The sequence below is a fragment of the Staphylococcus sp. MB377 genome (assembly GCF_001922505.1).
Classification (GTDB): Bacteria; Bacillota; Bacilli; order Staphylococcales; family Staphylococcaceae; genus Staphylococcus; species Staphylococcus haemolyticus.
In genome coordinates, this window is the sequence record NZ_MAON01000060.1 from 21,809 (window position 1) to 36,712 (window position 14,904).

Sequence of the window (14,904 nt, forward strand, 5' to 3'; positions counted from 1 at the left end):
AGATTTAAATTATTTTGGAGGAATAATATGGCTGAATGGTCAAGAGAAGAACGTTATCGTCGTATTGAAGACGTTGATAAAAAGTACTTAGAAAATCTCAAGCAACAAGTTAAAGCGTCAAGATTTCGTCAAATATTTCATATTCAACCTGAAACTGGTTTGCTAAATGATCCTAATGGATTAATTTATCATAACGGCAAATATTATGTTTCACATCAATGGTTCCCATTAGGAGCAGTGCATGGATTGAAATATTGGTTTAATTATACTAGTGATGATTTAGTGGCATTTGAACCACAAGATACCTTAATCAAACCCGATACATATTATGATAGCCATGGTGTTTACAGTGGTAGTGCTTTTGATCATAATGGAGATTTATATTACATGTATACAGGCAATCATCGTGATGAACAATGGAATCGATATGCTAGTCAGATGATTGCTAAAGTTCAAAGTAATGGAGAGATTACTAAATTTGATGAACCCGTAATTCCTTCACAACCTGAAGGGTATACAAGTCATTTTAGAGATCCTAAAGTTTTTGAATTAAATAATGAATATTATGCGATTATAGGTGCTCAAACAAACGAGGAACTTGGTTGCTGCTTAATTTATAAAACGAATGATAAGCAACTAAATCAATGGTCATATTGTGGAGAAATTGATACTAAATTAAAAAACTTTGGTTATATGTGGGAATGTCCCGATTATTTTAAATTAGATTCTAAGGATATCTTACTGTTCAGCCCTCAAGGAATAGAACCACAAGGGGATCAGTTTAGAAATATATATCAATCAGGATATTTAATTGGGGATTTAAATTTTGATTCATTATCCTTTGATCATAGTGAATTTGTAGAACTGGATAATGGTTTTGATTTTTACGCACCCCAAACTTTCTTAGATGAAAATGGCAATCGAGTTTTAATAGGTTGGATGGGCTTGCCAGAAATAAATTATCCTACTGATGAAGAAGGATGGGCACATTGTTTAACGATACCTAGAGTACTAACAATTGAGAATAATCAATTACGACAACGCCCGTTTAAAGGTCTTGAACGATTACGTAAAAATAAAGAAACGGCATTAGGTTATGCAAATAAATTTAACCGAAAATTACATCCATATGAAGGCAAACAATATGAACTAATTATTGATATTATCGAAAATGACGCTTCAAAAATTTATTTTGAATTACGGACCTCAAAACAAAATAACACCAAAATTATCTACAATACAAGGGAACAAAAAATTACATTAGATCGCTCAGAAAGTGGATTATTGCCTGAAAATGTTCAAGATTTAACGAGAAGTACGATATTGGATTCTCCTCTCACACGTTTGCAAATATTTGTTGATACATCTAGTATTGAAATATTTTGTAATGATGGGGAACGTGTTTTAACATCAAGAATATTTCCAAATGAAAATGCTACAGGTATAGAAACTTCAACGGAGACTGGACAAGTATATTTAAAATTCACTAAATATGAACTTAAGGATGAGTAAAAAATGAGAAAGTTATATGGGATAGGTGAAGCATTAATAGATTTTATTCCAAATGTTAAGAACTCTGAACTTAAAGATGTTGAACAGTTTAGTAGACAGGTTGGAGGTGCACCAGCTAATGTTGTGAGTGTAGCTCGAAAAATGGGTGCCTCCACTGAAATGGTCACTCAATTAGGTAATGATGCATTTGGAGACATTATCGTAGAAACTTTAAAAGATATTGGTGTAGGTACTCAATTTATAAAGCGAACAGATCAAGCTAATACTGCACTAGCATTTGTGAGTTTAAAAGAAGATGGACAAAGAGATTTTTCATTTTATCGTAAACCCTCAGCTGATATGCTTTATAAAGCTGAATATCTAAATGAAATTACAATCAAGCCAAACGATGTATTACATTTCTGTTCTGTTGATTTAGTTGAAAGTAATATGAAAGAAGCTCACAAATCTATGGTAAATAAATTTAAGTCAGCAAATGCAACCATTGTTTTTGATCCTAATGTTCGTTTACCTCTTTGGCAAAACGCTGAAGCATGTAAAGAAGCAATTCATGAATTTTTACCGAAAGCTAATGTGATTAAAATTTCAGATGAAGAGCTAGAATTTATAACTGGTGAAGCGGATGAAGATAAAGCTATTCAATCATTATTTGAGGGTTCTGTAGAAGCAGTTATTTATACTCAAGGTGCTGCAGGTGCAAGTATCATTTTAAAAGATGGGACTAAGATACATCATGGAGGATTTAAAGTAAAAGCAATTGATACAACTGGCGCAGGGGATGCCTTTATAGGAGCTGCAATAAGTAGAATGCTATTGAGTGACGAATTAAATATTACTAAGTTGCTAAAAGAAGAAGGACAGGACATTCTCAGATTTAGCAACATGGTGGCCGCAAAGGTTACAACTAAATACGGTGCAATAGAGAGTATTCCTACAATTGAAGATGTTACAACTGAATTAAATAAATGATAAAAAGTGCCAGTAAATGATTTTATTAGTTCATTTACTGGCTTTTTTATACGTGATATTCTCAATTATTTTTACTTCTGTGATGAAATTTATATTTAAAAAGTTTGATAGACATAACTATATTTTTTTAACATTACGAACCGAAGCAAAACAGTGCTCACCGTTTTTAAAATTGACAATACGTTCTTTTGAATCTATGGATTCAATATTATGTCTGTTAACAACGAAGCTGTTGTGACATCTAAAGAACCGCTCATCAAGTTGTGCAAGTTCTTTTAAATTGCCATAGAACTCAATTTGACGATTATCTAAATGTGCGATTAATCGATGTGATTTTGTAGATGATTCGAAAAACATTACGTCATCATATTGAACATAAATTGAATTACTTCCTCGTTTCAATTCAATCGTTTCAACAGTACTTTCTTTAGATAATAATTTTAAGCGAGTGTGTGCAGTTTCTAAGCAATCAATAATTCTGGACTGTAATTGGCTTGGATCATCTTTAAAGATAAAATCCATTGCTGACACTTTGTAAACAAAGGTTAGGTATGTTAACTCACTATGACTTGTAACGAATATGATATTTCCAATAGGGTCATACTTACGAATTTCACTACCTAATTTAATACCGTTGATATCAGCCTCTAATTGAATATCTAGAAAGTAACATCCGACATCATTCATCTCTTTAGATTTTTCAATGACTTCATAAGGATCGTCTGTTGCAAGCGCAATCTCCATAGGTTTTTCTTCAATCATAATGTAATTATTAATAATTGAAACCATATTTTCGCGTTGTTTTACATCATCTTCACAAATGAATATTTTCATGATTACACATCCTTATGACTAATTGTTAATGATTTCTACTTTTTGTATAAAGTAGCCATTCTCTATTGTGGTATCTAGCAATACATTTTCAGTTGAATCAGTAATTTTTTTCAGAGTACTTAATCCTAGACCTCTATTTTCTCCTTTTGTTGAAAAGCGTTCTTGAAATAGTTCGTGAATACGTGGCATATCTTCTTTACATTTATTCATAACAATAAACATGACGGAAGAGTCTGTATTAATAAAAGCGATACGTATTAATGCATCTTCAAGCGTTTCAGATGCTTCTATTGCGTTATCAGTAATAATTCCAATGATACGACTAAGATCAATCGTGTTCATTTCTATATGTTCTACTAACTCTGGTACTTCTATGCTAATTGGAATGTTTTTTTCTTGAGCTTGTAAAATTTTAGTGGTAACTAAGCCTTTAATCGCACGTACTTTTAAATTCTCAGTTCCATTAATTTTAATAGACTTCATTTGAAGATTATCTTTCATAGGTACGATATTTTCATTAAAATATTGTCTTAATCCAGGCATATCATCTTCACGAATATATTCAGACATTGTAGTTAAGATGTTCACGTAATCATGTCTAAACTTACGCATTTCATTGTTAATTGACTCAATTTGTAACGTATATTCGTAATATGTTTCAATCTCTTCCATGTTACGTTTATAACGAAGTTCTTTAATCATATAGTTAGATATGAAAATAATTAGAACAGTAAAGAAAAGAATAATTCCAATGAAAATTAAACCGTACATTTTTAAGGATGAAATATCTAACTTCGGTGTTTGTGAGTAAGCGTATAATATTATAAAAGATAAAATCAAGACAAGCGAAATAATTGTAAGATACGTCTTGTTGATAGATAAATATGATTGTTTTAATTTATTTAATAAAAAGCGGAAAAAAACACCAAACAGAATTGAAAAGCCGCTAAATATTGTTATGTATACAATAAATATTAAAAATTTAGTGTTTAAGTAATTTTCAAAGAGCACAAATGTAATAACTGTTACAAAATTACTAAAAAACATTATGATAGCACAACTTAGTACAGTCAAAATAGAATAAAATTGAACTTTTGAATATAAAAAAATGGCACATCCTACTAATAAAACAATCAATGCAAAGCTATCAAAAAAATAATATAGAATAGAAGAAGGGATTATTATTCCTGCAATTAGTAAATAATCCCTTAATGAGTATTTTAAATTTAAAATTATATTTGAAACTATAAATAGTAGTATTCCTTGGAAAACTGCTAATGGCACATTTGATAAAAAATCCATACTTATACACACTTTCTACACTTTTTTATCATTATTTAGCGTTTGTTAGTTCCTCAGGTACTTCTGGTTCATCAAAATAAGTAGTACAAGGAGTGAATGAAGCTATTGTACCAATTGATTGTAAAAGAAATGTAAATAATTTGATGATTAAATCTAATAATACTGTCATAATTAATTCTCCTCCCTAGGAAAAAAGATTGGTAATAATGTAATGCTCTCAAGTGTAATTCCTAATAAAATTAATTGCTTAAACGGTTCTGGTGCTAAAAATGAAATTATTAATAAGACCATTGTTATGATGACTGATAATAACTTCTTTTTCATTTTTAAGTGACTAGGAATTGGTTGTTTCTTAGTTGCTGCAGGAGCATAGTAAATAATTAAAACAGTCCCAATTGCAACTACAGAATACATAATACCCAGATTCACTTGAAAATATACTAGCAACCAGGGTAATGCTACAAATAAAGCTAAATTTTGAACATGACATAGCAATGATGATTTTGCATGTGCCCCGTGTGCATTACGTCTAACTAAAAAATAACTTACATGTGTAAATAAAGTGTATAGAAATGTATGGAAGATAAGTGCAACACCATATGTCACAATTGTTTTTGATAGATTGCTTACAACAACTTGTAATCCCAATCTTACTTTCAAAAATTGAATATGATCAAGATTATTTTTGCGTTGCAAATATAATGCGAATTGCTCAATCTTATTATCAATTGCTTTCAATGGTGTGCCACTCTCCTTATATCAATTATACAATTTAGTGCAATTGGTCTGGGTATTTATGCTTAACTGTTCAAAATAAATACTTAACTGTTATATTGAAATTACAAGTAATATTTTAACATATAAAATATTACAGTTATGTATAAAAAAATGCGATTTAAGAAATAATTAATTATTTATTCATAGGTTGTGTTTAAATAGACTCATATCACTTACAAGTGATAAAAACTTAATAATCTTAGTCTTTAAATTTAATAGTTATTGTTTGGTAATTGAGTTAAATAATTTTGTTTGTAGTTGCGAAATTATTGACACCTTTACCATATGTTGTAAGTGTTATTAATGGTTATGAAACCATTGCAATAGTAGTAATGTCCCATTAATCATTATTACTAAAGTGACTTCTTGTTTATATGAAGTTTCTTACTTGGTTTTCTTCGTGTAGTTAAACGAGTTCATTAATAAGCCATCCCAACTTATTAATGAACTAAGTAAAGTTACTGAAGTTTAAACTCAGTGGAAAGTGTTTAACTTAGCTATTGTAAGATATAGAAGTTAAATATTTTCAGGATGTAAGCTATCGTAAAATTTTCATAATTAATAACATCCCCAAAAGATTGAAATAACTGTAAAAACATTCCCTTAATATGAAAGTCGCGAGTTCCTCCCAAGCTCGTGACTTTTTTTGTAAAAAAACTGTATCCATATAATTGGATACAGATTAGTAACTATTTATATAGATTTGGTTTTAAATTTTTGAATACAGGAATATTCTCACGTTGAACATCAACTTCATTTAAATCAATATTAAATGCGATTGTGTCCTCATCCTGGCTTAATTCAACTAATATATCACCATTTGGATTGATAATCATTGAATGACCAGCGTAATCAGTATTACCGTCATTTCCAGTTCCGTTACAAGCAACAACAAACATGTCATTTTCAATTGCACGTGCTTGAAGTAAGACTCTCCAGTGATTCAATCTAGGTGTTGGCCATTGAGCTACAAAAAAAGCTATCTGTGCACCATTACGCGCGGGATATCTTAATAACTCTGGAAATCTTAAATCATAACAAATAATTTGTGTAGCTTGAGTACCTGAAGATAGAGGAAATGGTTCTGGTACTGTTTTGCCATCTTCTAAATATGTCGGCTCATCTAGCATAGGGACTAAGTGAACTTTATCGTACTTATTTATTCTATGTCCGTTTTTAGAAACGGTAAATGCAGTATTATAAACTTTGCCATTTCTAATATTTGATACAGATCCAGCTACAATATCGACGTTATATTGTTTAGCTAAGGATTGGATAAAGGGAAAGCTTCTGCTAAGTTTTCTATCTGCTTTCTCATTTAATTCACCCAATGCATATCCGTTATTCCACATTTCAGGAAGAACAACAACCTCTGTATCTTCCTCCAACTTATTTTCGAACCAATTTATTATTTTATTTTCATTTTTTTCTACATTGCCGTATGATACATAAAATTGAAATAATTGTATTTTCATTTAAAAATCTCCTCATCCCATGATTATCTCTAATTTACTAAAATAGAATAAGAAAATCAAAATTTGAAAGTGATGATTAAAATGCTTTATTTTTGAAAATAAATATAAAAAGGACTCAATTTCAACAGAGAAATGAATTCTGGAGAGAAACTGAGTCTTGAATTGTTAATCTAATCGATATCAATGAATGTAGATTATTTTTTAACTATTAATCTATTCTTAGTTGGTTGTATTTCTTTTTCATCAGCTTTTTCACGGATGTCACCAAATGGCATTTGAGCAACAAGTTTCCATGAAGCAGGGATGTCAAATTCTTGTGTAGTGATTTGATCTACTAAAGGATTGTAATGTTGTAATGAAGCGCCAATTCCTTTCGAACTTAATGCAGTCCAAATTGCAAATTGATGCATTGCGTTTGTTTGAACTGACCAATTAGCAAAGTTATCAGCATAATTTGGCATTTGTTCTTGTAAACCTTTAATCACATCTTCGTCTTCGAAATAAAGAATTGTGCCATATGAATGTTTAAATCCGTCGATACGTTGTTCAGTTGGAGTGAAATCACGGTCAGGTCCCATCGCATCTTTTAATACTATTTTAGTATTGTCCCAAAATTTGTGATGTTGATCATTTAATAACAAAACGATTCTAGTAGATTGAGAATTAAAAGCAGAAGGAGTGTATTTAATAATATGTTCTATCATATCTTCTAGTTCTTTATCACTGATTGAAATTGTTGTTTCAGTGCTATAGATAGTACATCTATCTTCGATTTCTTGTAAAAATGGTTTTGTTTTTGATTTGCTAAATAAGCCCATGTTAAATCTTCTTTGTTTATATAAGTTATATCTCTAGTATAAATATTATACTTAAATATGTAAAATGTTTTTAACAAAAAATGTCAAAAATATTAATATTTTTTATCATTAACCTTATTTCAATGCATTATATGTAAATATTCTTTATACTGTAAGTGTTATAAAACAAGGAGGTGGAAGATTGATGAAAAAGAAAATAGCTCATACAGGTCTCATTTTAGCTCTAGGCACATCTATGCTAGGAAATGAGAACGTCGTAAAAGCTGTAGAAAATAATCAACAGGCTACGAATGAAGTTAATAGTAGTAAGGTTAGTTCAGACACGGATACCCAAGAACGTCAAAATAGTAGTAATAACATCAATGAAAATCATCAATCTGATACCCAAGATTCAACTCAATTAGAAAAAAATAATAATAATCAAAATAGCGGTGAAAGCGATACATCATCAAATAACGAGAATGATGCTAATCAAAATAGTGATAATACTGTGGATCAAAGTAACGCATCTGATAATAGTAACTCAGGCAGTAATACTGATTTAAATAATGGTGATGACACAAATAATTCTGGAGACAATGATACAATCAATCCGAATGATGGAGAGCAACCAGGAGACAATGATACAATCAATCCGAATGATGGAGAGCAACCAGGAGATAATGATTCATCAAGCAATCCAGATGACGGAAAGCAGCCAGGAGATAATGATTCAGGCAACCCGGATGACGGAGAGCAACCAGGAGACAATGATTCATCAAGCAACCCAGGTGATGGAAAACAACCAGGAGATAATGACTCATCAGGCAACCCGGATGACGGAGAACAACCAGGAGATAATGATTCAGGCAACCCGGATGACGGAGAACAACCAGGAGATAATGATTCAGGTAAACCAGACAATGGAAACAATCCAGGGAATAATGACTCAGGCGAGCAAGATGATGGAGGAAATAAACCAGGAGACAGTGGCAATCATCAGCAACCACCTAAACATGATGGGAATTCTGGTTCAAATCAAGGTGATAATCATTCAAATTCTGGATCAAATAATGGTTCGCAAAATAATTCCAATAGCAATTCAAATAATAATAGTAACTATCCTGGCAATCATTCAGGACACTCAAGTATCAATGATACAGTAAAACCTAATAAACCCGTTTTTAATAATAATGGTTCAACAAATGGAAACCAATCAACTGGTTCTAACCGTCATAACAACACTGTATCTGATTCAATAATCCATCAAATTTTCCCACATAAGAATAATGGCAACTCGACATCTCATTCTAACAGAAATCAAAATCAATCAATTATGAGTGGGTCTAATACTAACCAATGGCACTATGGCGATAACTTACAACAAAATCATCGACAAAGTCATATTGAAACTTATTCAAATAATGACAATATGCAAAGTGAAGTTCCGGTTTATAGCAAGTCAATGCTATTAAATAGATTAAATAGTTTAGCAACTGGTTCATATAAATACAATCCATATATTATAAATCAGGTAAACCGGTTGAGGAATAATAATGAGTATATCTCGAATCAAGATTTTTACAGGCTTTTCCGAAAACAATCATTTAATAATGAATACTTAGATTATTTACAAAAAGGTTCTAACTATTTCAGATTTGAATATTTTAACCCTTTGAATTCGAAAAAGTATTATAAAAATTTAGATGAGCAAGTATTGGCACTTATAACTGGGGAAATTGGATCTATGCCTGAATTGAAAAAGCCAAGTGATAGAGATAAAAAAGAGGATGCAGATATACAGAGCCATGATGATGATAAAATTATAGATACCAATGAAAAAAGTAAAGAAGCGGAAAATAAAGACAAATATAAAAACATAAATATTGCTTTAATTACATCTATAATTATGATTTTCGTAGGTGTTACAGGTAGGTTTATTTATAGGAAAATTAAAAACTAAAATAGAAAACGCATCTATTATTGTCATTTAAAATGATGAGATTAATAGATGCGTTCATTTATTAAAATAGAAAATGAATTATAAAATTACTTTGTTCTTGTAAATGTTTAACTGTGTCACCAAAGAAAAATTGGACTGCCACTACAAAACCATTTTGTAACATATGAATGATAATTGGAACCGCAATACGTCTAGTTAAAACATAAGCAAGAGAGAATAACATACCCATACCAAAATATATGAAGAAAAATTTAACATCGTTATGTGCTATCGCAAATAAAATTGAACTTACTATTGAAGCGATTAAGAACGCAACAATTCGATTTCCTTTAATTTTATTATAGATTTCACCAAATATAACTTTTCTAAATATGTATTCCTCTAGAATTGGGCCAACTATTGAGATTAATAATATGAAAACTGGAAGCTGTTTTGCAATTGCCATAATTCTCTCAGTATTTGGACTTTGCTGTGGTTGTCCAACTAACCACATAGTGATTAGACTAGCTACCATTTGATAAATCATCACGACAACAAATCCTAATAAAGCCCAAGGTAAAATGTAGCGTTTAGGTTCTTTATAACCTCGCTCCAGTGTTGTTGGATTTTTGATAATACTATTTAACCAAATTATTAATAATGCTGCTATTACAAATAAAATAACTTGAGTGTATACGCCTGCTTTAGCTAGTTCCATCCCTTTTAAATCTTTAAAGAAAGGTAATTGCTGTGCAAGTAAGGGTAAAAACTGTGCTAATCCATAAATAACAATGGTAAGAAATGCTACCCAAATTCTCCTCATACTATTCCTCCAAAAAAATTAATCAACATTAGTTAGTTTATCGCAAAATTGTGAGTTATACAAAATATAGATAACCTTTCGCTTGAAAAATTGACCAAATTTGATTAATATAAAATATAGATTAGCACTCATTATATTTAAGTGCTAAAAAGGAACCTGTTAAGGAGGAACGATCATGCTTAAACCATTAGGAAATCGTGTGATTATTGAACGCAAAGAACAAGAACAAACAACTAAAAGTGGCATTGTACTTACTGACAGTGCAAAAGAAAAGTCTAACGAAGGTATAGTAGTAGCTGTTGGAACTGGACGAGTTTTAGACAATGGTGAAAAGGTTGCTCCAGAGGTTAAAGAAGGAGATCGAGTAGTATTCCAAGAATACGCTGGCTCAGAAGTTAAACGTGGAGATGAAACATACTTAATTTTAAATGTTGAAGATTTACTTGCAATAATTGAAGGCTAAAATTTATAAATAATAATTAATAAGTAATAATAAACTATTTTAAACAATGGAGGTATAATCAATGGCTAAAGACCTTAAATTTTCTGAAGATGCAAGACAAGCTATGTTACGTGGTGTCGATAAATTAGCTAACGCCGTTAAAGTTACAATCGGACCTAAAGGACGTAACGTTGTATTAGATAAAGAATATGTAGCACCATTAATTACAAATGATGGTGTCACAATTGCTAAAGAGATTGAATTAGAAGATCCTTATGAAAATATGGGAGCTAAATTAGTTCAAGAAGTTGCTAATAAAACAAACGAAATTGCTGGTGATGGTACAACAACTGCAACTGTATTAGCACAAGCAATGATTCAAGAAGGATTAAAGAATGTAACAAGTGGTGCTAACCCAGTAGGATTACGTGAGGGTATTGATAAAGCAGTAAGAGTAGCTGTTCAAGCTCTACACGATATTTCTCAAAAAGTTGAAAATAAAAATGAAATCGCACAAGTAGGTGCAATTTCTGCAGCAGATGAAGAAATTGGTAAATACATTTCTGAAGCAATGGATAAAGTTGGTAATGATGGTGTTATTACCATTGAAGAATCAAACGGACTAGATACCCAATTAGAAGTTGTTGAAGGTATGCAATTTGATAGAGGGTATCAATCACCATACATGGTTACAGATTCAGATAAAATGATTGCTGAGTTAGAAAGACCATATATTTTAGTAACAGATAAAAAAATCTCTTCATTCCAAGATATCTTACCTTTATTAGAACAAGTTGTTCAATCTAGTCGTCCAATCTTAATTGTAGCAGACGAAGTTGAAGGAGACGCTTTAACAAATATCGTATTAAACCGTATGCGTGGAACATTTACTGCAGTTGCAGTAAAAGCACCTGGATTTGGTGATAGACGTAAAGCAATGTTAGAAGACTTAGCTATTTTAACTGGAGCTACAGTTATTACAGATGACTTAGGTTTAGAATTAAAAGATGCTTCAATCGATATGTTAGGTAGTGCTAATAAAGTTGAAGTTACAAAAGATAATACTACAGTTGTCGATGGCGATGGAGATGACAATAGTATTGATGCTCGTGTGAGTCAAATTAAAGCACAAATTGAAGAAACTGATTCTGACTTTGATAGAGAGAAATTACAAGAACGTTTAGCTAAATTAGCTGGTGGCGTTGCAGTCATTAAAGTAGGGGCTGCATCTGAAACTGAATTGAAAGAACGTAAATTACGTATTGAAGATGCCTTAAACTCTACACGTGCTGCAGTTGAAGAAGGTATTGTTGCTGGTGGTGGTACTGCATTAGTAAATATTTATAATAAAGTAGATGAAATCGAAGCTGAAGGTGATGTTGCAACAGGTGTTAACATCGTACTTAAAGCTTTATCTGCACCTGTACGTCAAATCGCTGAAAATGCTGGGCTAGAAGGTTCAGTTATTGTTGAAAGATTAAAACATGCAGATGCAGGTGTTGGATTTAACGCTGCGACAAATGAATGGGTAAACATGCTTGAAGAAGGTATTGTAGACCCAACTAAAGTTACACGCTCAGCTTTACAACATGCGGCAAGTGTTGCTGCGATGTTCTTAACTACAGAAGCAGTAGTTGCAACTATCCCTGAACCAGATAATAATGATAATCAAGGTATGGGTGGCATGCCAGGTATGATGTAAAACGATATATATTATGATAGAGTATGAAAAGGGTAGCTGAAGTAGCTACCCTTTTATTGTTCATATGAAGGTTCGATATTTTTAAGTTTTACTTAATAATGTTATCTAAAATACGACTAAAAAAACAAGTAAAAATGGCTTTGAAACAAATTTAAAGGATTTTTGGGTGATTATTGCTTTCTAAATATAGCATTATGACCTCCTCCGCCATCTAATTTGATAGTTTCGCCATTTTCTTCAACTTTATAATTTATACTTTCTTTATCATTACCATCAGTAAATATCATTTTTCCACCTTTTATTGTAAGTTTTAATGTTTCGCCACCATATGTTAATTTAGCTGTATTGGCATTATCTTTTGGAACTTCTAAAACCATGTCGACATTTAAATAGTCAATACCACTACTCTGTGCAAAATTATATTTTCCTTTTTTTAGTTCATTACCACATGCAGCAAGTAATAATACCAAGCAAGTAATTGAGATAAAATAAATTAATTTACGTTTTATAAATGATCCCCCGAATAAGTATTGTTAATATCTTATGATAATAATTAATTAGTTTTAGAAACTCTCCCATATGCTATTAATGAACCAGCTGCAAATAATATAGAAGCGACAATTGAAATTAAACCATAATTAGATTGCTTACCTGTTTCTGATAAAGATTTACTAGTTGATTTAGATTCGTTTAATGAAATGTTATTTTCATTTGTTATATTACTGATGTCATCAAGTTGATGTAGTTTTGTTAGTAGTATTTTGAACTGATTGATAATTATCGTTAGATAGCTTTTGGCTATTCAAAGATTTGTCCATTTCATATTTACCAATATAAGTAAAGTTACCTTTGTCAATAGTAGCATTGTATCCACTCTCTTTAGTTATATCACCGTTTTTATAAACCCTTATAGCTCCAGTTCCAGCACCAGATTTATTTCCATACTGAACTAAAATAGTAATTTCCTTTATTTTCTACATCATAATAATTTTCTAATCTAGGGCCATCCTTACCATTTTTATTCATAACTTCAACAGCGATATTAGTAGCATTGTTAGCATTTACTACGCTATCAGTAGCATGTACATGTTGACTTGCTCCGACCCCTGTAAATAATAATGTTCCGGCTAATACTGATGTTACTAAAACTTTAGATTTCCTCCTTGATAATTATTAAAAACCACTTTTTTAAGCGGTACTCAATACAAATTAACAAATAGAAAGGACATATTATGTCTATAAATAAGGTTTTTGTATAATGTTTGTAGGAAATAAGATGAGATTAATAAACTGAAGCCCTATATTAAGAATATTATTGAAAAAATAGTAATTTTGATTTTGAAAAATCAAATACAAGGAAAACATTAATGCTACTAAGCATTGACTTGTTATTTCTTACAAAGCGGAGGTTTATTGGTTCACAAATCCTATCACAATAGAAAATTTAAGAAGTAAATTAAAAAAGAAATTTTATTATATAATCGGTTTTAGTGGGGGTGAAGCTTTTTAACAATAAATATACCAATAATTTAAGTTCTAATATAGTTGATAAATACATATTTTAATTTAATGAAATATTATATAATAAATATATAAATGTTAGGCGGTGATAACATGCATACTTATTCAAATAAAGATGATTTAATATTTGAAATTAGTAAGAGGGCTGAACTTTTTATTAATGAATTTAGTGATGTATCAGAATCAGATAAGGATGTATATAAAATTGGTGTCGATAGAACACCTGCACAGATGATCGCATACCAGCTTGGATGGTTAAATTTAATTCAATCGTGGGAGAATGATAATAAAAAATATACCAGTTGTAACCCCAAGTCCTGACTATAAGTGGAATAATTTAGGAGGATTATATCAAGAATTCTATAAAACGTACTCAAACTACACATTAGAACAACTTATTAATCAGTTCAATAAGGAAGTAGATAGCATTATTAATTTAATTAAAAGTTTAGATAATGTAACATTATTTGAGAGCGGAAAAGGCAATGGGCTTCATCAACGCCTTCCAAATGGCCAGTTTGGAAATGGATTCACATTAACATCGTAGCACCATTTAAGTCATTTAGAACTGAAATTAGAAAATGGAAGAAACAGAAATATAAAGATAACTTAACTTTCGAAAGATTATAACAATTTGAAAAACCATATTATCTAAAATAAAGACGAGTCTAGGAATTAAACCCAAGACTCGTCTTTTAATTAAGAACTATAATCCGAAAATTTATAATAAATCTAATAACCATGCTCCAAATAAGATAAATAGGATGAGTGATACTATGAACAAATATAAATTTTTGGGTACATGTCC

13 protein-coding genes and 2 pseudogenes are annotated in these 14,904 nt (G+C 30.8%); 7 read left to right on the top strand and 8 right to left on the bottom strand.

Annotated features, from left to right (window positions below):
• The first annotated feature begins 27 nt into the window (after window positions 1-27).
• Both BB045_RS09960 and BB045_RS09965 read left to right on the top strand, forming a co-directional pair.
• Window positions 28-1,512: a sucrose-6-phosphate hydrolase gene (locus tag BB045_RS09960; protein ID WP_037551256.1), complete on the top strand. Its 1,485-nt coding sequence runs from the start codon at window positions 28-30 to the stop codon at window positions 1,510-1,512.
• Between the two features lie 3 nt (window positions 1,513-1,515).
• Window positions 1,516-2,481, top strand: coding sequence for a carbohydrate kinase family protein (locus BB045_RS09965; protein ID WP_011275300.1), 966 nt, complete (start codon window positions 1,516-1,518; stop codon window positions 2,479-2,481).
• 117 nt (window positions 2,482-2,598) lie between these two features.
• On the opposite strand, the gene agrA is transcribed toward BB045_RS09965, so the two are convergent.
• The 6 genes from agrA to BB045_RS09995 form a co-directional block, all read right to left on the bottom strand.
• Entirely contained in the window at window positions 2,599-3,315 is a 717-nt protein-coding gene (agrA, locus tag BB045_RS09970) for a quorum-sensing response regulator AgrA (RefSeq protein WP_011275301.1), read from the bottom strand.
• 18 nt (window positions 3,316-3,333) lie between these two features.
• Window positions 3,334-4,617: a quorum-sensing sensor histidine kinase AgrC gene (agrC, locus tag BB045_RS09975; RefSeq protein ID WP_053025127.1), complete on the bottom strand. Its 1,284-nt coding sequence runs from the start codon at window positions 4,615-4,617 to the stop codon at window positions 3,334-3,336.
• A gap of 31 nt (window positions 4,618-4,648) precedes the next feature.
• Window positions 4,649-4,786 carry a cyclic lactone autoinducer peptide AgrD gene (gene agrD, locus BB045_RS09980; protein ID WP_037551251.1) on the bottom strand — a complete coding sequence of 46 codons (138 nt, stop codon included), beginning with the start codon at window positions 4,784-4,786 and terminating at the stop codon, window positions 4,649-4,651.
• A gap of 2 nt (window positions 4,787-4,788) precedes the next feature.
• On the bottom strand, window positions 4,789-5,355 hold the full coding sequence (locus BB045_RS09985; RefSeq protein WP_053025126.1) for an accessory gene regulator AgrB: 567 nt from the start codon (window positions 5,353-5,355) through the stop codon (window positions 4,789-4,791).
• A gap of 728 nt (window positions 5,356-6,083) precedes the next feature.
• Window positions 6,084-6,869 carry a carbon-nitrogen family hydrolase gene (locus BB045_RS09990; protein ID WP_053025125.1) on the bottom strand — a complete coding sequence of 262 codons (786 nt, stop codon included), beginning with the start codon at window positions 6,867-6,869 and terminating at the stop codon, window positions 6,084-6,086.
• Between the two features lie 194 nt (window positions 6,870-7,063).
• The gene (locus BB045_RS09995; protein ID WP_075140734.1) at window positions 7,064-7,687 is read right to left on the bottom strand and encodes a nitroreductase family protein; all 624 of its coding nucleotides are present in this window, start codon (window positions 7,685-7,687) and stop codon (window positions 7,064-7,066) included.
• A 184-nt stretch (window positions 7,688-7,871) separates the two neighbouring features.
• On the opposite strand from BB045_RS09995, the gene BB045_RS10000 reads away from it, so the two are divergent.
• On the top strand, window positions 7,872-9,629 hold the full coding sequence (locus tag BB045_RS10000; RefSeq protein WP_075140735.1) for an SdrH family protein: 1,758 nt from the start codon (window positions 7,872-7,874) through the stop codon (window positions 9,627-9,629).
• Window positions 9,630-9,690: 61 nt separating this feature from the next.
• On the opposite strand, the gene mroQ is transcribed toward BB045_RS10000, so the two are convergent.
• Complete coding sequence (mroQ, locus tag BB045_RS10005) at window positions 9,691-10,431, bottom strand: intramembrane glutamic endopeptidase MroQ (protein WP_053025122.1); 741 nt, start codon at window positions 10,429-10,431, stop codon at window positions 9,691-9,693.
• A gap of 175 nt (window positions 10,432-10,606) precedes the next feature.
• On the opposite strand from mroQ, the gene groES reads away from it, so the two are divergent.
• Together groES and groL are read left to right on the top strand one after the other, a co-directional pair.
• Window positions 10,607-10,894, top strand: a complete 288-nt coding sequence (gene groES / locus BB045_RS10010) for a co-chaperone GroES (protein ID WP_053025121.1) — start codon at window positions 10,607-10,609, stop codon at window positions 10,892-10,894.
• 61 nt (window positions 10,895-10,955) lie between these two features.
• Window positions 10,956-12,575: a chaperonin GroEL gene (groL, locus tag BB045_RS10015; protein WP_053025120.1), complete on the top strand. Its 1,620-nt coding sequence runs from the start codon at window positions 10,956-10,958 to the stop codon at window positions 12,573-12,575.
• A gap of 170 nt (window positions 12,576-12,745) precedes the next feature.
• Here groL and BB045_RS10020 read toward each other — a convergent pair whose 3' ends face one another.
• Complete coding sequence (locus BB045_RS10020) at window positions 12,746-13,045, bottom strand: hypothetical protein (protein ID WP_053025119.1); 300 nt, start codon at window positions 13,043-13,045, stop codon at window positions 12,746-12,748.
• An 861-nt stretch (window positions 13,046-13,906) separates the two neighbouring features.
• On the opposite strand from BB045_RS10020, the pseudogene BB045_RS12510 reads away from it, so the two are divergent.
• Together BB045_RS12510 and BB045_RS10025 are read left to right on the top strand one after the other, a co-directional pair.
• Window positions 13,907-14,085 (top strand): annotated as a pseudogene (locus tag BB045_RS12510) (hypothetical protein); the annotation flags it as partial.
• A gap of 104 nt (window positions 14,086-14,189) precedes the next feature.
• Window positions 14,190-14,726 (top strand): annotated as a pseudogene (locus tag BB045_RS10025) (ClbS/DfsB family four-helix bundle protein).
• Window positions 14,727-14,904: the final 178 nt, after the last annotated feature.